The sequence below is a fragment of the Streptomyces sp. NBC_01012 genome (assembly GCF_045162755.1).
Taxonomy (GTDB): domain Bacteria; phylum Actinomycetota; class Actinomycetes; order Streptomycetales; family Streptomycetaceae; genus Streptomyces.
Map to the genome: position 1 here is coordinate 2,532,699 of NZ_CP108688.1, position 17,269 is coordinate 2,549,967.

General features: G+C 71.7%; 12 protein-coding genes. 2 read left to right on the top strand and 10 right to left on the bottom strand.

Features of this window, described 5'->3' with window-relative positions:
• Positions 1-49: 49 nt before the first annotated feature.
• Positions 50-451: an MGMT family protein gene (locus OG623_RS11035; protein WP_406146074.1), complete on the bottom strand. Its 402-nt coding sequence runs from the start codon at positions 449-451 to the stop codon at positions 50-52.
• 215 nt (positions 452-666) lie between these two features.
• Between OG623_RS11035 and OG623_RS11040 the strand changes: the two genes are divergently transcribed.
• Together OG623_RS11040 and OG623_RS11045 are read left to right on the top strand one after the other, a co-directional pair.
• Positions 667-3,387, top strand: coding sequence for a lysylphosphatidylglycerol synthase domain-containing protein (locus OG623_RS11040; RefSeq protein ID WP_406146075.1), 2,721 nt, complete (start codon positions 667-669; stop codon positions 3,385-3,387).
• An 80-nt stretch (positions 3,388-3,467) separates the two neighbouring features.
• Complete coding sequence (locus tag OG623_RS11045) at positions 3,468-5,066, top strand: alpha/beta fold hydrolase (RefSeq protein ID WP_406146076.1); 1,599 nt, start codon at positions 3,468-3,470, stop codon at positions 5,064-5,066.
• 98 nt (positions 5,067-5,164) lie between these two features.
• Here OG623_RS11045 and moeZ read toward each other — a convergent pair whose 3' ends face one another.
• From moeZ to OG623_RS11090, 9 genes are all read right to left on the bottom strand, one after another.
• A complete protein-coding gene (gene moeZ, locus OG623_RS11050; protein WP_406146077.1) occupies positions 5,165-6,343 on the bottom strand; it encodes an adenylyltransferase/sulfurtransferase MoeZ in 1,179 nt (392 codons plus the stop codon).
• 84 nt (positions 6,344-6,427) lie between these two features.
• The gene (locus OG623_RS11055) at positions 6,428-7,285 is read right to left on the bottom strand and encodes a spherulation-specific family 4 protein (RefSeq protein ID WP_406146078.1); all 858 of its coding nucleotides are present in this window, start codon (positions 7,283-7,285) and stop codon (positions 6,428-6,430) included.
• Positions 7,273-8,238 carry an NAD-dependent epimerase/dehydratase family protein gene (locus tag OG623_RS11060; RefSeq protein ID WP_406146079.1) on the bottom strand — a complete coding sequence of 322 codons (966 nt, stop codon included), beginning with the start codon at positions 8,236-8,238 and terminating at the stop codon, positions 7,273-7,275. The genes OG623_RS11055 and OG623_RS11060 overlap by 13 nt, the downstream gene beginning before the upstream one ends.
• Positions 8,239-8,398: 160 nt before the next feature.
• Positions 8,399-9,712: a hypothetical protein gene (locus tag OG623_RS11065; RefSeq protein ID WP_406146080.1), complete on the bottom strand. Its 1,314-nt coding sequence runs from the start codon at positions 9,710-9,712 to the stop codon at positions 8,399-8,401.
• Positions 9,713-9,761: 49 nt separating this feature from the next.
• Complete coding sequence (locus tag OG623_RS11070; protein WP_406151781.1) at positions 9,762-11,585, bottom strand: DUF3492 domain-containing protein; 1,824 nt, start codon at positions 11,583-11,585, stop codon at positions 9,762-9,764.
• 189 nt (positions 11,586-11,774) lie between these two features.
• Positions 11,775-13,415, bottom strand: coding sequence for a dipeptide ABC transporter ATP-binding protein (locus OG623_RS11075; protein ID WP_406146081.1), 1,641 nt, complete (start codon positions 13,413-13,415; stop codon positions 11,775-11,777).
• Positions 13,412-14,401 carry an ABC transporter permease gene (locus tag OG623_RS11080; protein WP_406146082.1) on the bottom strand — a complete coding sequence of 330 codons (990 nt, stop codon included), beginning with the start codon at positions 14,399-14,401 and terminating at the stop codon, positions 13,412-13,414. Before OG623_RS11080 ends, OG623_RS11075 begins: the two co-directional genes overlap by 4 nt.
• A complete protein-coding gene (locus tag OG623_RS11085; RefSeq protein ID WP_406146083.1) occupies positions 14,398-15,405 on the bottom strand; it encodes an ABC transporter permease in 1,008 nt (335 codons plus the stop codon). The genes OG623_RS11080 and OG623_RS11085 overlap by 4 nt, the downstream gene beginning before the upstream one ends.
• Positions 15,406-15,416: 11 nt before the next feature.
• Entirely contained in the window at positions 15,417-17,147 is a 1,731-nt protein-coding gene (locus OG623_RS11090) for an ABC transporter substrate-binding protein (RefSeq protein WP_406146084.1), read from the bottom strand.
• Positions 17,148-17,269: the final 122 nt, after the last annotated feature.

Consider the following 17,269-nt stretch of genomic DNA (forward strand, 5'->3'; position numbering starts at 1 on the left):
CCGTCCCGGCCGGGCGCGACGGCGGAAGGTGTCAAAGGTGCCGAAGGTGTCAGCTGTGAGCTTCGTCGCCCTGGCCACCGGTCGTGCCGTCCCATCTGGCGCGCTTCATGTCGAGACGCGGGACGTGCCCCTCCGCCTCGCGTGGGGCCGCTCTCAGCGGTGTGCCCTCCTCGCGGTAGTGGCCGAGAGCCCGCAGCTCATGGCCGGGCAGCAGCGTCCCGTCGGCGCGCACGACACGCCACCAGGGCACCGCGGAGCCGTACAGCGCCATCGCCCGGCCGACCTGTCTCGGCCCGCCGTCACCGAGCCACTCCGCGACATCGCCGTACGTCATGACGCGGCCGGGCGGGATCAGGTCCGCCACATCAAGGACCCGCTCGGCGTAGAGGGGCAGCTCGGCGGTCACGGGGCCGTCCCCGGTCCCGCCACCGCTCGTCCGGTCTTCGCTCATCCGCCCCATCCTGCCGTACGCCACCGACAACAGGGCCCGCGCGCCGTCCTCCCGGTCACACAACGTGCACACGGGAACGAAGCGGGAATGTTGCGCATCGCGCCCCCGCAATGCACCCTGATGCCCCCCTCTGTCTGCAGGCCGTGCCACCATCATGCGGGCGGTGACCGGTGATACGAGAAGACGAAGATTCGTCTGAGGCTAAGGAGCAGGGCGTGCAGCCACCGAAGGCGGCGGGCTCCTCCGACGCCGAGCCGCGCCCGGACGCGCCAGGTCCCGATGAGGCATCAGGGCCTCCGGACGAGCACCTGGCGGGCTCGACACTCGCGTCGGCCGACACCGCCCTGACGGACCGGGTGTCCGGCGACGAGCCCCTGCTGCCCGCCCGGGTCCACCGCCCGTCGGATCTGCTGCGGCTCCTCATCGGGGTCCTCGCGATCGTTCTGCTGTTCTCCATCGCCGCGTTCGCCCAGGGGACCACCACGGGCCTCGAGGACGACATCTCCAAGGGCACCGACCAGGCGCCCGACCTGCTGATCAAGCTCGCGGGTCTGGTGTCCAGCATCGCCGTGCTCCTCGTGCCGGTCGCCTTCGCGATCGAGCGTCTGGTGAAGCGCGACGGGCTGCGGATCGCGGACGGGGTGCTCGCCGCCGTGCTGGCGCACGGGGTGACGCTGGCCGCCGACCTCTGGGTCGCCAAGTCCGCGTCCGGGACGATCCGGGACGCCCTGACACAGCCCCAGCCCGGGGACGCGCTCACCGACCCCGTGCACGGATATCTCGCTCCCGTCATCGCCTACATGACGGCGGTCGGGATGGCCCGCAGACCCCGCTGGCGGGTCGTCCTGTGGGTGGTGCTGCTCCTGGACGCCTTCGCGATGCTGGTCGGCGGCTACACCACCCCGTTCTCGATCGTCCTCACCGTGCTGATCGGCTGGACGGTGGCGTACGGCACGCTGTACGCGGTCGGATCGCCCAACGTCCGCCCGACGGGCCAGCACCTGATGGCCGGTCTGCGGCACGTCGGCTTCCGCCCGGTCGCCGCGATGCGCACCGAGGACGCTCCCGACAACATCGACCAGAACGACCGGGGCCGGCGCTATCTGGTCACCCTGGAGGACGGGCCACCGCTGGACGTCACGGTCGTCGACAGGGAGCAGCAGGCCCAGGGGTTCTTCTACCGGGTGTGGCGCAGGCTCACCCTGCGCAGCATCACCCAGCGCCGCTCCATCCTCTCCCTGCGCCAGGCCCTGGAGCAGGAGGCGCTCCTCGCGTACGCCGCGATCGCCGCCGGGGCCAACGCGCCCAAGCTGATCGCCACGTCCGAGCTCGGCCCCGACGCCGTGATGCTCGTGTACGAGCACATCGGCGGGCGCTCTCTGGACGCGATGGAGGACGAGGAGATCACCGACGACCTGGTGCAGGGCGCCTGGCGTCAGGTGCAGGCGCTCCAGTCGCGGCGGATCGCGCACCGCAGGCTCACCGGGGACGCCATCCTGGTGGACGGCCGGGGCACGGTGTTCGTCACCGATCTGCGGGGCGGCGAGATCGCCGCCGGTGACCTGATCCTGCGTATGGACGTCGCCCAGCTGCTCACCACCACCGGTCTGCGGGTGGGCGCCGAGCGCGCCGTCGCCGGGGCGCTCGCGGTGCTCGGGCCCGACGCGGTCGCCGACTGTCTGCCGCTGCTCCAGCCGATCGCGCTGAGCCGCTCCACCCGGGCGACGCTGCGCAGGCTCGCCCGGGAGCGTTCGCAGCGCGAGCGTGAGGCGGTGCTGGAGGCGACCCACGCGTCGAAGCAGAGCAAGGCGGAGGCGCAGGGCTCGACGACCGGCGACCGCAAGGCCGTCCGCAAGTCGCTGCGCACGGAGAAGCAGGCCGAGAAGCGGGCGATGGACGATGCCCTGGAAGAGGCCCGCGAGGAGGACATGCTGGCCCAGATCCGCCGCCAGGTGCTGCTGATCAGGCCGCAGGCGCCGGTGGAACCGGTCCGTCTCGAGCGCATCAAGCCGCGTACGCTCCTCAGCTTCATCGCGGGTTCGATCGCCGCCTACTTCGTGATCTCGCAGATCACCCAGGCCGACTTCGGCACGGTCGTGGAGGAGGCCGAGTGGGGCTGGGTGGCGGCGGCGCTGGGCTTCTCGGCCCTGAGCTACGTCGCCGCCGCGATGAGCCTGCTCGGCTTCGTGCCCGAGCGGGTGTCCTTCGGGAAGACCGTGCTGGCGCAGGTCGCCGGGTCGTTCGTGAAGATCGTGGCACCGGCCGCGGTCGGCGGTGTGGCCCTGAACACGCGCTTCCTGCAACGCGCCGGAGTGCGCCCCGGGCTCGCCGTCGCGAGTGTGGGCGCCTCCCAGCTGTTCGGCCTCGGCGCCCACATCCTGCTGCTCGCCCTCTTCGGATACCTGACCGGCACGGAGAAGACCCCGGACTCGCTCACCCCGTCGAGGACGGTCATCGCGGGCCTGCTCACGGTCGCCGTGCTGGTGCTGGTGGTGACGGCGATCCCGTTCCTGCGGAAGTTCGTCGTCACCAGGGTCAGGTCGCTGTTCGCCGGTGTCGTCCCCCGCATGCTGGACGTGGTGCAGCGCCCGCAGAAGCTGGTCACCGGCATCGGCGGCATGCTGCTGCTGACCGGCCTCTTCGTGCTGTGCCTCGACGCGTCGATCCGCGCGTTCAGCGGCCCCGATGTCCCCCAGCTCTCCTACGCCAGCATCGCGGTGGTCTTCCTCGCGGGTAACGCCCTCGGGTCCGCGGCCCCCACCCCCGGCGGCATGGGCGCGGTCGAGGGCGCGCTGACGCTGGGTCTGATCGCGGTGGGTCTGCCGAAGGAGGTCGCGGCACCGGCCGTGCTGCTCTACCGCGTGATGACCCTGTGGCTGCCGGTGCTCCCCGGCTGGATCTGCTTCAACCAGCTGACCCGTAAGGGTGAGCTCTAGAAACACGCACGCGCGGGGGCGCGCCACTCGCATGGACCGCGCCCCGCGCGATCCCCCGTGCCCCGCCGCACGATGGGTTCATGAGGACCTCCCCCGCTCTGCGTGCCGCTGCCCTCGTCGCCACCGCCACCGTGCTGCTGCCCCTGGCCGCCTGTTCGGATGACGGTGACGACGGAGGTACGGAGAAGGCGAGGCCGTCGACCGCGTCGACGGCGTCCCCCACGGCGACGGCCGAAGAGCTGTCATCGCAGAAGCTCGACTGGAAACCCTGTCCGGCGCCGAGCCGCGCGCAGGGCAGCGGCACGTCCCCGTCCCCGCTGCCGGGCGGGACGAAGTGGGAGTGCTCCTTCATGGACGTCCCCCTCGACTACGGGGACCCGGAGGGCGACACCATCGAGCTGGCCCTCATCCGCGCCGCGGCCAAGGACAAGGACCGGCGCATCGGTTCGCTGATTTTCAACTTCGGTGGTCCCGGCGGCTCGGGTGTCGCCGCGCTGCCGTCCTTCGGCCCCGACTACGACGGGCTCCGCACGCGCTACGACCTGGTCAGCTTCGACCCGCGCGGGGTCGGCCGCAGCGAGGGCGTCGAGTGCTCGGACGACAGCACGCTGGACAAGCGTTACGAGCTGGACGGCACCCCGGACGACGCGGAGGAGGAGAAGGCGTTCGTCGATGACCAGAAGTCCTACATCGCGGACTGCGAGAAGAACTCCGGGGACGAACTGGCCTACGTCGGCACGACGAACGCGGCCCGGGACATGGACCTGCTGCGCAAGGTGCTCGGTGACGACAAGCTCCACTACTTCGGGATCTCGTACGGCACCGAACTGGGCGGTGTCTACGCGCATCTGTTCCCGAAGACCGTCGGCCGTGCCGTCCTGGACGCGGTCGTCGACCCGACGCAGAACTCCCTGGAGTCCGCGCTCGGCCAGGCCGAGGGCTTCCAGCACGCCCTGGACAACTTCACCGCCGACTGTGCCGAGCGCGACGACTGCAAGCTCCCCGGGGCCACATCGAAGGAGGTGCAGGACTGGATCACCGCGCTCCTGGCCAAGCTGGAGAAGAAGCCGGTCCCCGGGCTCGGTGACCGGGAATTGACCGAGACCCAGGCCACCACGGGTATCGCGTCGGCCCTCTACTCCAAGGAGACCTGGCCGCTGCTCGAACAGGGTCTTGACGAGGCCGACGGCAAGAAGGGCGGACTGCTCCTCGCGCTCGCCGACTCGCTGAACGGCCGCTCCGAGGACGGGCATTACGACAATTCGAATGCCGCGAACACCGCCATCAGCTGCGCGGACTCCAAGCAGCGGTTCACCCTGGAGCAGACCAGGAAGGCGCTTCCCCGATTCCGCAAGGCCTCCCCGGTGTTCGGCGACTACCTGGGCTGGGGGCTGATGTCCTGCACCGGCTGGCCCGTCGCGGGCGCCTGGGACACCCCGGACGTCAGCGCGCCGGGCTCCGCGCCGATCCTGGTCATCGGCAACACCGGAGACCCGGCGACGCCGTACGCCGGCGCGAAGGCGATGGCCACCGAGCTCGGCAAGGGCGTCGGGGTCGAGCTCACGTACAAGGGTGAGGGCCACGGGGCGTACAACGGCGGCAGCACCTGTGTGCAGAAGGCCGTGGACGGCTATCTGCTGGAGGGCAAGGTCCCCTCGGACGGGCGCACCTGCTCCTGACATCCGGGCACGCGGAAGGGCCGGTCCCCGCGGGGACCGGCCCTTCCGTAGGTCGTGCGCCAGGACCGTGTCCCGCGCCCTGAGGCGTGTCTCGCGCCCTAGTAGACCGGCTTCTCGGGCTCGATCTGGTTGACCCAGCCGATGACGCCGCCACCGACATGCACCGCGTCGGCGAAGCCCGCCGACTTGAGGACCGCGAGGACCTCGGCGCTGCGGACGCCGGTCTTGCAGTTCAGGACGATGCGCCTGTCCTGCGGAAGATCCTGGAGGGCGTTGCCCATCAGGAACTCGTTCTTCGGGACCAGCCGGGAGCCCGGGATCGCGACGATCTCGTACTCGTTGGGCTCGCGGACGTCGATGATCTCGATCTTCTCGTCGCCGTCGATCCACTCCTTGAGCTGCTTGGGAGTGATCGTGGAACCGGCCGCCGCCTCCTGGGCCTCCTCGGACACGACGCCGCAGAAGGCCTCGTAGTCGATGAGCTCGGTGACGGTGGGGTTCTCGCCGCAGACCGCGCAGTCGGGGTCCTTGCGGACCTTGACCTGGCGGTACTGCATCTCCAGCGCGTCGTAGATCATCAGACGGCCGACCAGCGGGTCACCGATACCGGCGAGCAGCTTGATGGCCTCGTTGACCTGGATGGAGCCGATGGACGCGCAGAGCACGCCCAGGACACCGCCCTCGGCGCAGGAGGGAACCATGCCGGGGGGCGGCGGCTCCGGGTAGAGGCAGCGGTAGCAGGGGCCGTGCTCGGACCAGAACACGGATGCCTGGCCGTCGAAGCGGTAGATCGAGCCCCAGACGTACGGCTTGTTCAGCAGGACCGCGGCGTCGTTGACGAGATAGCGGGTGGCGAAGTTGTCCGTGCCGTCCACGATCAGGTCGTACTGGGCGAAGATGTCCATCACGTTGTCGGCTTCGAGCCGCTCCTCGTGAAGGACCACGTTCACCAGGGGGTTGATCCCCTGGACGGTCTCCTTGGCCGACAGCGCCTTGGACTTGCCGATGTCGGCCTGGCTGTGGATGACCTGGCGCTGCAGGTTCGACTCGTCGACCTCGTCGAACTCCACGATGCCGAGCGTGCCGACACCGGCCGCGGCCATGTACATCAGACCCGGAGAGCCGAGGCCCCCGGCTCCCACACAGAGCACCTTCGCGTTCTTCAGCCGCTTCTGTCCGTCCATCCCGACATCCGGGATGATCAGGTGGCGGGAGTACCTGCGGACCTCATCGACGGTGAGCTCGGCAGCCGGCTCGACCAGGGGTGGCAGCGACACAGGAACCTCAACAATGCAGGTGGTCGGTTTCTACGTACTTCATCTACGTACGGTTGTTCTTCCGTAACACTGCCACGCCGCCCCTCATTCCGAGATACCAGGTCCGATCCGCGAGACGAATTCGTCCCAGTAGCTGGGCAGTGCCGCGAATGGGTCGGTTTGCCCTTTGACGCCGTCCCGGTCCGTGCCGTCGCGGCTCGTGCCGTCCCGGTCCGTGAAGAAGATCGTGCCCGCGCCCTGCCAACGGGCGATGCGCATGGCCTCCTCCAGGTGGGTGCGCGGGACGCCGTGCACGAAGTGCGCGAAGCGGCCCGGCTCGTAGGCCGCCGTCCACTCGGCGACCTGGGACCAGCGGTAGTCGGCCCAGGGCCCCCGGAAGGTGACCAGCTGGTCGGCGGCCTCGGCGTAACCGGGGTGCGGGTGGGTGTCATGGCCCAGGACCAGTCGCCCGCCCTCCTCGTCCGCGCTGTCGCTGTCGGCCAGGAGGGCGGAGAGGGTGCTGGTCAGCCTGCGGACCGACGGGAGCGCGTCACGCCCGACCGGGCAGCGGTCCAGATAGAAGCCTCCGACGCGGTACCAGCCGAGGTAGGACCGGGCGTCGGCGATCAGCTCGCCGAAGGAGCGGCTGCCGAAGGCCAGGTCGAGGTGGCCCAGCAGTCTGCCGCCCGAGGCACGGACGGAGTCCTCGGGCGCCTCTCCGCGCAGGGCCCGCTCGCGGGCGTTGCGCAGCCGGCCGGCCGCTTCGAGACAGTGCGGGTCGGGCCGGGCGCCCGGCCCGTTGTCGATGTTGAGGACGGCCCAGTGCAGCGGCGTGCCCGGCCGGCTGAGTCCGGCCCATTCGGCGGGCGCGAGCAGCGGGTGGGCGTATCCGGGCACACCGACGCCGACCTGTTCCGCGCCGCCGGTCCGCAGGGTGGAGCCCGTACGGGTCAGATACGGCATGCCGCCTCCATCCAGATATCGGCGAGTGACTCCTCCAGATTGATCCGGGGACGCCAGCCGAGCCGGTCCCTGGCGGTGCGCACATCGGCCTGCTGCCAGGCGCCGCAACCGTCGGGGTAGGGGGACGGGGTCGCCGCGAGGTGCTCCACCACGGACTCCGCGGAGGCGCGGGGGGCGCCGATGGGGAGCCTGCCGGGCGGGGTGTCGAGCTCATGGAGCGCCCCGGAGTAGCCCGCGACCCTGGCGAGGACCGCGGCGGCGTCACGCAGCCGTACGGCCCGGCCGGTTCCGATGTTGACGACGCCCTGCGCGGCGGAGAGCGAGGCGGCGTGCACGGCGCGCGCCACGTCCCGCACGTCGACGAAGTCCCGCTGCACCCCGAGGCCGCTGAGCTTGAGCTCGGGGTCGCCGGTCTGCATGGCGCGGCGCACGGTCTCGGCGAGCCGGCCGAGCGGGGAGCCGGCCGGGGTGCCGGGTCCCACCGGCGAGAAGACCCGCAGGACGACCGCGTCGAGACCGGAGCCGAGGACCAGCTCGGTGGCGGCGAGCTTGCTGACGCCGTACGGGCCTCCCGGCCGGGGCACCGCGTCCTCGGCCGTGGACGAGCCGGGCTGCGAGGGCCCGTACTCGGATGCGCAGCCGACCTGGACGAGCCGGGGGCTGCACCCGCTGCGGCGCATGGCCTCGCAGACGGTGGCCACGGCGACGGTGTTGTGGCGGGTCAGGTCCCGGGCACCGCCACGGGTGGCACCCGCGCAGTTGACGACGACCCCGGGGTGGACGGCGTCCAGGAAGCGGGTGAGCGCTCCTGGGCTGCCGCCCGCGAGGTCGAAGCGCACGTCGGCGTCGTCGCCACGGCCGAGCGCCGTGAGGTGCACGGCGGGGTCGGCGAGCAGACGGTCGGCGACGAAGCGTCCGAGGAATCCGTTCGCTCCGAGCAGCAGAACCCTCATCGCGCGCCCCCTCGGTGCCGACGGCGTGCTGCCGGTGCGGGGAATTGGGGGGTCATGTCCGGTGTCTCCTTGGGGAAGGTGGTGTGCGGTACGGGAGACCCGCGGCGTCGGCTCCGCGGGGGTGGGGCGAACGTCACCCCGGACTTGGGCCGTGGCAGGCCTAGGCCGTGGCGTGGGCGGATGCCCGGGTGAGGGTGACCGAGGCGTGGACCAGCAGTCCGAACGCGGCGACACCGCAGGCGAGGATCGGTACGCCGCCGGGTCCTGCGGCGGCGTAGAGGGCGTCGACCGGCCGGGCCACGAGACCGAGGCCGGGCAGCCGTCCGGCGAGTACGAGGAAGGGTGCCGCCACTTCGACGGCGCAGGCGGCGGCGAGTCCGGTGGCGGCGGGTTCGGGGAAGCCGTGGACGGCCAGCAGACGGGCCAGGAAGAGCAGCGCTCCGAGGGCGGCGGGGGCCACCAGGCCGGCGCCGTCCACGCCGGGGTGTCCGAGAGCGCCGGGTTGTCCGGAAGCGCCCGGGTGTCCGAGGGAGTTCGGGTGTCCGAGTGCGGCGAGGAACAGCAGCGCGGTGAGCGCGCACAGGAAGAGCGCGACCACACCGTAGAGCAGGGGGCGCACGCCGGCGCCGAAGTCCGAGAGGCCATGGGATCCGGCGAGCCGGCGGCGCGCGTGCACGGAGAACAGCCGGGCGCACCAGGCCGCGGGGGCCAGGGCGAGCGCCAGCCCGAGGAGCGGGGCGGGTGCCGCGGTCCAGCGGCCGTCGGGCCCGCCGCTGATGACCTGGGTGAGCAGGTCGTCGCCGTACACGGTGTAGCCGAGGAGCCAGCAGACGTAGAGGGTGACGCCGCCGACGGCCTCCGGGGCGCGCAGCGGGCCCGAGCGCAGGGCGAGCCGGAGCCCGAGCACGACGAGCAGCGCCCCGACCGCGGTCACCGCGAACCTGGCCTCGCCGCCGAGCACCCCTTCGGTGACCCTGAGGGCGCCGGCGGTCGCGAGACAGGCAGCGCCGGGCAGCAGCGCGGGGAGCGCCCAGCCGGTCGCCTCCTTGCCCGGGTCGGGGTCGGGGGCGGGGGCGCGGGGTACGGGCCTGCTCGTGCCGGGGACGCGGGCGTAGAGCTCCTCCGCGAGGGAGAAGACGTCGCGGTGCCGGTAGCGCGCGGCGGTCCGGTCGGTCAGCCCGTGCGCCTCCAGGCCGGCGGCGATCTCCAGCGGGTCGACGGCGCGCTCGCAGAGGTCACGGTGCCGGTGCATCAGCACCTTCACGGGATCGGCCGGACCGCGCCTGGCCACGGACCGGCGGGCGGGGTGATAGGCGATCTCCGGCGCCCTGACGGCGGAGCGGACCGCTCCGCCACCCTCGTCCGCCGCTCCGCCACCCTCGTCCGCCTGCTCACCGCCGATGCCGTCCGGGGCGGGGGTGTCATCCAGGGCAGGGGCACCATCCGGGGCCGGGGCGCCGTTCGGTCCGCCCATCTGAACTCCTCCGTGGTCATGTGCGTGGTCGTGGCCGCTGATGTCGTCGTCATGCATCGCCGTCCCCCGCCCCGCGTGCGCCCGCGCACACTCCCTCCGCGCCGACCGCCCAGGTCGGCACCCGGGAGGCACCGACGGCGGGCCCGGACGCCGCTCCCGCGGGCAGCACCGCCGCGATCCGCTCGGGAGGCAGGGCACCCAGCACATGGGCCTCCGGGGGTGTGGCGAAGGGGCGGGGGCGGCCTGCCTGATCCTCGGGGCCGGGCGGCGTCGCCCAGCGGGACGGGGCGTGGCCGACCAGGTCCAGGTAAATGCCGCGAAATGCCGTGAGGTTCTGCTCGACGGTGAAGAGTTCGAGCGCCCTGGCGCGCGCCGCCGCGCCCAGGCGCGCACGGCGCTCCGGGTCGCACAGGAGCGCGACACAGGCGTCGGCGAGCGCCCGCGGATTGCGCGGGGGCACCACCAGGCCTGTACCGCCGACGACTTCGACCACGGCGCCCACATCCGTCGAGACGGTCGCCCGGCCGCAGAACATCGCTTCGACCAGGCTGATGGGAAAGCCCTCGACGACGCTGGAGAGCACGACCACGCCGCCGGCGGCGTAGGCCTCCGCGAGGTCGGGTACCTCGGGTCCGCCGATCTCCTCGAAGGTGACCGGGTTGTCGCCGACCGCGTGCGCGTCGGCGGCCTCGTCGGGGAAGAGCTGGGCTGCCAGCGCCTTGCAGTGGGCGAGATAGGCCTCGCCCTCGGCCCCCTGGACCGGCGCGCCGAAGATCCGCAGCCGGGCGTCCGGCTCGGCCCTGAGCACCTCGGCGAAGGCGTGGAGCAGGGCGATCAGGTCCTTGGCGGGCTCGATGCGCCCGATCCACACCAGCGTGCCGGGGCCCCCGTCGTCGTCGCACTCCCCCACGGCTGCGAACCGCTCCGCCTCCATGCCGGGGTAGACCGTGCGCACCTTGCTCCGGTCTGCGCCGAAGCGCTCCTGCCAGCGGCGGACATGGGTGTTGCCCGGGGTGATCAGCGAGGCCTGCCGGTAGATCTCGGAGGCGAGCAGCCCGTGGAAGTTGGCCAGCAGGGCGCGCACCGGCGCACCGAGCGGCGCCTCGGGCGCCGCCAGGTAGTGGGACCGCAACGGCACACCGTGCTCCGTCACCAGAAGCGGTACACCGAAGAAGCGTTTGGCCAGGAGCCCCGGCAGAGCGGCCGCACCGCCGGACGCCGCATGGCAGAGGTCGACCGCGCCGAGTCCGTCCTCGTCGTACCAGTCGAGGGAGAGGGGGCGCAGGGTGCGCTCCAGCTCGGCCACGAAGGAGAGGTAATCGGGGACGGTGGCGCTGTGGACGGTCCGTCCGGTGCCGGGCGCGCGGCAGGCGGCCTCCACGATGCGTACGGTCGTCTCGGAGCGCAGGGCGCTGTGCAGTCCCCCGCGCTCCCGGGCCAGTTCGGCGAGGCCGTAGAGGCCGTCGGTGAAGAGCCCGGTCGCCGCTCCGGCCTCGGTGCCGTCGGCCTCGGCTGCGGACTCGGGGCCGGCGCAGACCGCGCCGACGAGCGCCGTCATGTGCGCCGTGAAGCGCCGTCGGTCCCGCCGTCCGTACGCGCGCCCCAGGCCGGTCGCGATGCGGCCCGTCAGACCTCTGGTCCTGGCGCCGGTGTGCCGGACGTCCTCGTCGTGGGTCCACAGCGGCGCGGTCCGCACCCGCTCGACCCGGTCGGGGAGTCTGACCCAGCCCTGCTGTTCCTGGTCGGCGGAGCGGCTGAGCGCGAAGAGGTCGAACTCGTGCTGGGGAAGACCGCGCACCAGACGGTCGCACCAGAGTCTGGACTCACCGTTCGCATACGGGTAACCACCGTCCGTGAGGAGTCCGATCCGCACGAGCACACCCCCGATCTCCCTTGTCGACACCCGCCGTTGATCAGCGGGTCACAGCGGGACGACCGTATGCGGACACACCGGTGGTGCGACGGACGGTTGTCCGTCGCACCACCGAAAGGGGTGAACCGGCGTAACTTTCCCACTCGGGTCGCGTTCTGTTGCGATAAGCGAGCGTTCGGTGACACAGAGTCAGGCTGCGGCCAGCTCCGAGCGGGCCGCACGGCGTGCCGCGGCCTGTGCGGGGTCGAGGGCGGGGACCGCCGCCAGGAGCTGCTTCGTGTACGGGTCCTGGGGGGATCCGTACACCTCGTCGACGGTGCCCTGTTCGACGATCCGGCCGTGCCGCATCACCGCCACCCGGTCGCTGACCTGCCGTACGACCGCGAGGTCGTGGGCGATGAAGACGAGTCCGATGCCGAGCTCGCTCTGGAGCTCGGCGAGGAGCGCGATCACCTGGGCCTGGGTCGTGACGTCGAGCGCGGAGACCGGCTCGTCGCACACGATCAGCTTCGGCTCGGCCGCCAGCGCACGCGCGATGCCGATCCGCTGCCGCTGACCACCGCTGAACTCGTGCGGATAGCGCGCGTACCGGCCTGCGTCGAGCCCGACCCTCTCCAGCAGTTCGCGCACCCGGTCCTGGATCCGCCCCTCGTCGTTCTCTCCCGCGGCACGGAGCGGATCGGCCACGGACTCACCGATCGAGCGGCGCGGGTTGAGCGAGGCGACGGGGTCCTGGAAGACCATCTGGAGCTCGCGGCGGAAGGGACGCAGGTCCCTCTCCGACAGCGAGCCGATCTCCTTGCCCGCGTACCGCAGCCGTCCTGACGTCGGATCGGTCAGCCGCACGAGCATCCGCCCGAGCGTCGTCTTGCCGCTGCCGCTCTCCCCCACGATGCCGAGGGTGTCTCCGGCGTGGACGGTGAGGGACACCCCGTCCACCGCGGTGACACGGCCGGCGCCACGGCCGAACTCACGCCGCAGCCCCTCGGCCTCGATGAGCGGTCCGGTGTCCGGGGTCACGGTCCTCGGACCGGGCACCGCGGCCCGCTTCCCGTCGATCCTGGGGACCGACGCCAGGAGCTCCCTGGTGTACGGCTGCCGGGGAGCGCCCAGCACATCGGCGACCGGGCCGCGCTCCACCGCGCGGCCGTGCCGCATCACCAGGATGTCGTCCACGCTCTCCGCCGCGACGCCCACGTCATGGGTGACCAGCAGCAGCCCCATGCCCGTCTCACTGCGCAGGTCGTGCAGCAGGTCCAGGATCTGCGCCTGCACGGTGACGTCGAGTGCGGTGGTCGGCTCGTCCGCGACGATCAGCCGGGGTTCGCAGGCCAGGGCCATGGCGATGAGCGCCCGCTGGCGCATCCCGCCGGAGAACTCGTGCGGCCTCGACCTGGCGCGGCGGGCCGCGTCGGGGATGCCCACCCGGTCGAGGACCTCGACGGCCCGGGCCCGAGCGGCCCGCCGGGAGCCGGAGTTGTGCACCCGGTACACCTCGGCGATCTGGTCGCCGACCGTGTAGTAAGGGTCGAGCGAGGAGAGCGGGTCCTGGAAGACCATCGCGGCCTTCGCGCCCCGCAGGGCCCGCAGTTCCGCGTCGTCCGCCGCGCCCACGTCCGTGCCGGCGACACGGACGGTCCCGGTGACCCGGGCACCGGTGTCCCGGTGCAGCCCGAGCAGCGCGGACGCGGAGGCGCTCTTGCCCGAGCCCGACTCGCCGACGACGCCGAGGGCGGCACCCGCCTCCAGGGTGAAGGAGAGCCCGTCCACCGCACGGACGGTTCCGAAGTCGACGACGAGGTCCTCGACCTGGACCAGCGGAGTTGTCATGACAGAACCACCCGTCGATCGGCCAGCGCGTACAGCATGTCGGCGACGGCATTGGCGAGCACCACGAAGAATCCGGTGACGAGCACCATGCCGACCACCACGGGCAGGTCGACGACCTTGACCGCGTGGACGAGTTCGCGCCCGATGCCCGGGATCCCGAAGAGCGACTCGGTCAGCACGGCGCCGCCGAACATGGAGCCGAAGTCCAGTGCGCTCAGCGCGATCACGGGGGCGAGCGCACCGCGCAGGGCGTGCCGCCCCATGATGGCGGGCTCACCGACGCCGTACGCGCGAAAGGTGCGCACATGGTCATCGGCGAGTGTCTCCAGCATGGAGCTCCTGGTCAGTCGGGCGTACTTGGCGGACTCGATGAGCGCCAGGGACACCCAGGGCAGCAGGAGTCCCCAGGCCCACTGCTCGGGATTCTCGGTGAACGGCACATAGGTGGGCGAGGGCAGCCACCGGAGCGTGGAGCAGAAAATAATGATGAGCAGCAGCCCGATGACGAAGACCGGCGTGGCCGTGCCGGCCAGGGTCAGCCAGGTGAGGACCCGCTCGGTGATCCGGCCCCGGCGCCAGGCGGACAGCACTCCCGTGCCGACGCCGAGCAGGATCCACAGGACGAACGCGCCGATGACGAGCGAGCCGGTCACCGGCAGCTTGGTCAGGATCAGCTTCATGACCTGCTGGTCGCTCTGGTAGGAGACCCCGAGGCAGGGCGCCGAGCAGTGCTCCGTGGCCGTGCCGGTGGAGAAGTCCCGTCCCGCGACGATGCCCTGGAGGAAGTGCCAGTACTGCGTGTACACGGGGTCGTCGAGCCTGAGCTGCTCGGTCACCTGGGCGACCTGGGCGGGTGAGCAGCGCGGTCCGCAGGCGATCTGGGCGACGTCGCCGGGGGCGACGTAGAAGACCGCGTACAGGATGACGGTCAGGGAGAGGAGCACGAAGACGGCGCCGCCGAGGCGCCGCAGCAGGAATCCGGTCATGCCGCCTGCTCCTTCGTACGTTCCCTGCGCGCCTTGCGTCCGGTGCCGACCCGCAGCCGGGAGGCCGCCCGTGGGTCGAGTGCCGTACGGACGCCCTCACCGAGGACGGTCAGGGCGAGCACCGTGACGAAGAGCAGCCCGGCGGGCAGCAGGAGGTAGGTGGGGGCCGACTGGTACCAGGTGTCGGCCTCGGTGAGCATCTGTCCCCAGGACGGAGTGGGCGGCTTGATGCCGACGCCGAGGAAGGACAGGGCCGCCTCCACGGTGATGTTCACGGGGAAGAGCAGCGCGGCGTAGGTGATGACGGGCGCGGCGAGTGAGGGCAGCAGTTCGCGGCGGGCGATGCTCCACCGTCCTCGGCCCGCCAGCCTGGCGGCCTCGACGAAGTCGAGGGACTTCAGTGCGAGCGCCTGGGCACGCACGATCTTCGATGTGCCGGCCCAGTTGATGCCGCCGATGACCAGCGCGATCAGGACGGGCCTGGGGAAGGAGGCCGGCACGATCGCCAGCAGCGCGAGTGCGATGACCATGAGCGGCAGGGCGACGTTGATGTCGGTGATCCGGCTGAGGATCTGGTCGACCCAGCGCCTGCCGAGCGCTGCGGCGAGTCCCACGGCGACGCCGATGGCCACTTGGAGGACGGTGGCCGCGACGGCCACGCCGAGCGACACCCTGGCCCCGTAGACGATGCGGGCGAAGAGGTCGCGGCCGGTCTGCGGTTCGACGCCGAGCCAGTGGTCGGCGCCGATCCCGCCGAAGGAGCCGATGGGGACCCCGCCGGCCGCCGAGTCGACGAGGTCGGGGTGGTAGGTGTCCGGGTCCTGTCCCGCGAGCGCGGCGAGCAGGGGCGCGCCGAGCGCGGCCAGGAAGAGCAGGAGGACCACGGCGGCCGCGACGGCGGCCGCGCGCTGTGCGCGCAGCCGCTGCCAGAACTGCCGGGCCCCCGAGGCGGGAGCGGCGGCGGTCGCCGCTCCCGCCTCCTGGACCAGAAGTGCTTCCGACATGCTGGACCGTCCTACTTGACCGCGATCTGGGAGACGTCGAGAACGCCGGTCCAGTCACTGATGACCACGTTCTTGACGTCCTGGCCGACGAGCCGCTTGTAGACCGGGTGGAAGAGCGGCACCGTCAGCGCCTGCTCGCCGATCTTCTGGTCGAGAGCGCCCCAGCGCTCGGCCGCGGCGTCCAGGTCGGTGAGCTTGTTGATCGCGTCGATCTCCTTGTTGACCGACGGGTCGTCCAGGAAGCCGGTGTTGAAGTTCGCACCGCCCTTGACGATCTGGCGGCCGTCGAAGATCGGCGCGAGGAAGGGGCCTCCGGAGGGCCAGTCGGCGCCCCAGTGCGCGAGGAAGAAGCCCGGCTCCTTGGTCGCGCTGTGGATGGTGTCGGCGTAGTCGTTGTGCTCGAGTCCCTTGAGCTCGACGGTGATGCCCGCCTTCTTGAGGGCGGCCTGGAGCGCCGTGGCGATCTCCGGGCTGGTCTCGAAGTCCTTGTCGTTGGAGTGCGTGAGGGTGATCTTCAGGCCGTTGGGGTGGCCGGCCTCCTTCAGCAGCTCCTTGGCCTTCGCGGCGTTGCCCGTCTCGCCCGCGGGGAAGTGGTCGTAGTCCTTGTAGCCGAAGGACTTCTGGTTCGGCAGGTAGGTGGTGGCCGGCTCGGCGAGCGAGGAGCCGCCTGCCGCGTTGACCACGGACGAGCGGTCGACGGCGTAGGCGATGGCCTGGCGCACCTTCGGGTCGTCGAAGGGCTTCACCTTCGGGTTGAAGGCGATGTAGTTCGTGTAGCCGAAGTGCCCGGTGCCGACGCGGGCCGCGAGCTTCTTGTCGCCGGAGACCTTGGCGAGTTCGGCCGGGCCGAGGTTGGTGTCGGTCGTGACGGCGGCGGCGTCGACGCCCTGCGACGCGGAGAGCCGCTGGTTGATGACGGCGGAGTCCAGACCGGAGCGTACGTCGATCTTGTCCGGGTAGGCCTTCCGCTCCTCGTCGGTCTTCGCCGACCAGTGCGGGTTGCGCTCCAGGACGAGCCGCTCGCCGTCGTTCTCGTTCGAGACGACCTTGTAGGGGCCTGAGGAGACGGGGTGCTCTTCGTACTTGGTGCCGGTGTCCTTGGCCTTCGGGACCGGGGTGGTCTGGGTCTGGGTGGCGAGGTAGGGGAATTCGCCCTCGGGCTTGTTCAGATGGAAGACGATGGTCTTCTCGTCCGGCACCTCGATGGAGGCGAGGCCCTTCTTGTCCTTGTACGGGCCCTGGTAGTCGGCCCCGCCGATCAGCCAGTCACGCAGATAGGGCGCGCCGCCTGAGAGTTCGGGGGCGAAGGACCGCTCGATGCCGTACTTGATGTCCGCGCTGGTGATCGCGGAGCCGTCCTCGTACTTCAGCCCGTCCTTGAGCGTGTACGTCCAGACGGTGGCGTCCTTGCTGGGCGTGCCCAGGTCGGTGGCCAGGTCGGGGACGACCTCGGCGCCCGCCTCGCCGTTCTCACGGTTGCGGGTGGTGAGCGTACGGAAGACCAGGGAGGGGACGTTGCCGCCGCCGGAGGTGTAGAGCCGTCCGGGGTCGAAGTCCTCCTGCGGGGTGCTGTTGAGGACCGTGAGGGTGCCGCCCTTCCGCGGCTTCGCCGAGGCGTCGGAGCCGCCGCCGTCTCCCCCGTTGTCCTGGGGTCCCGCGCAGGCCGCGAGGCCGGCGACCAGGGCGAGACTGACAGCGGCGGTGGTTGCCACGCGGCGCGATATGACGGACGGCTGACTCATCGGAAGATGACCTCTCGGTGTGCTGCGGCGGGGGAGGGGACGGGTCCGCCCGGGGCGCTGCGGGTCCCGCCCGTGGACGGGGAGGGGACCGGATACCGAGGTGCCGCGCCTGCGGACGGAGA

Coding starts and splice junctions, on each gene's coding strand:
- OG623_RS11035 (WP_406146074.1), bottom strand. CDS start 451: ATGAGCGAAGACCGGACGAGCGGTGGCGGGACCGGGGACGGCCCCGTG.
- OG623_RS11045 (WP_406146076.1), top strand. CDS start 3,468: ATGAGGACCTCCCCCGCTCTGCGTGCCGCTGCCCTCGTCGCCACCGCC.
- OG623_RS11055 (WP_406146078.1), bottom strand. CDS start 7,285: ATGCCGTATCTGACCCGTACGGGCTCCACCCTGCGGACCGGCGGCGCG.
- OG623_RS11060 (WP_406146079.1), bottom strand. CDS start 8,238: ATGAGGGTTCTGCTGCTCGGAGCGAACGGATTCCTCGGACGCTTCGTC.
- OG623_RS11065 (WP_406146080.1), bottom strand. CDS start 9,712: ATGGGCGGACCGAACGGCGCCCCGGCCCCGGATGGTGCCCCTGCCCTG.
- OG623_RS11075 (WP_406146081.1), bottom strand. CDS start 13,415: ATGACAACTCCGCTGGTCCAGGTCGAGGACCTCGTCGTCGACTTCGGA.
- OG623_RS11080 (WP_406146082.1), bottom strand. CDS start 14,401: ATGACCGGATTCCTGCTGCGGCGCCTCGGCGGCGCCGTCTTCGTGCTC.
- OG623_RS11085 (WP_406146083.1), bottom strand. CDS start 15,405: ATGTCGGAAGCACTTCTGGTCCAGGAGGCGGGAGCGGCGACCGCCGCC.
- OG623_RS11090 (WP_406146084.1), bottom strand. CDS start 17,147: ATGAGTCAGCCGTCCGTCATATCGCGCCGCGTGGCAACCACCGCCGCT.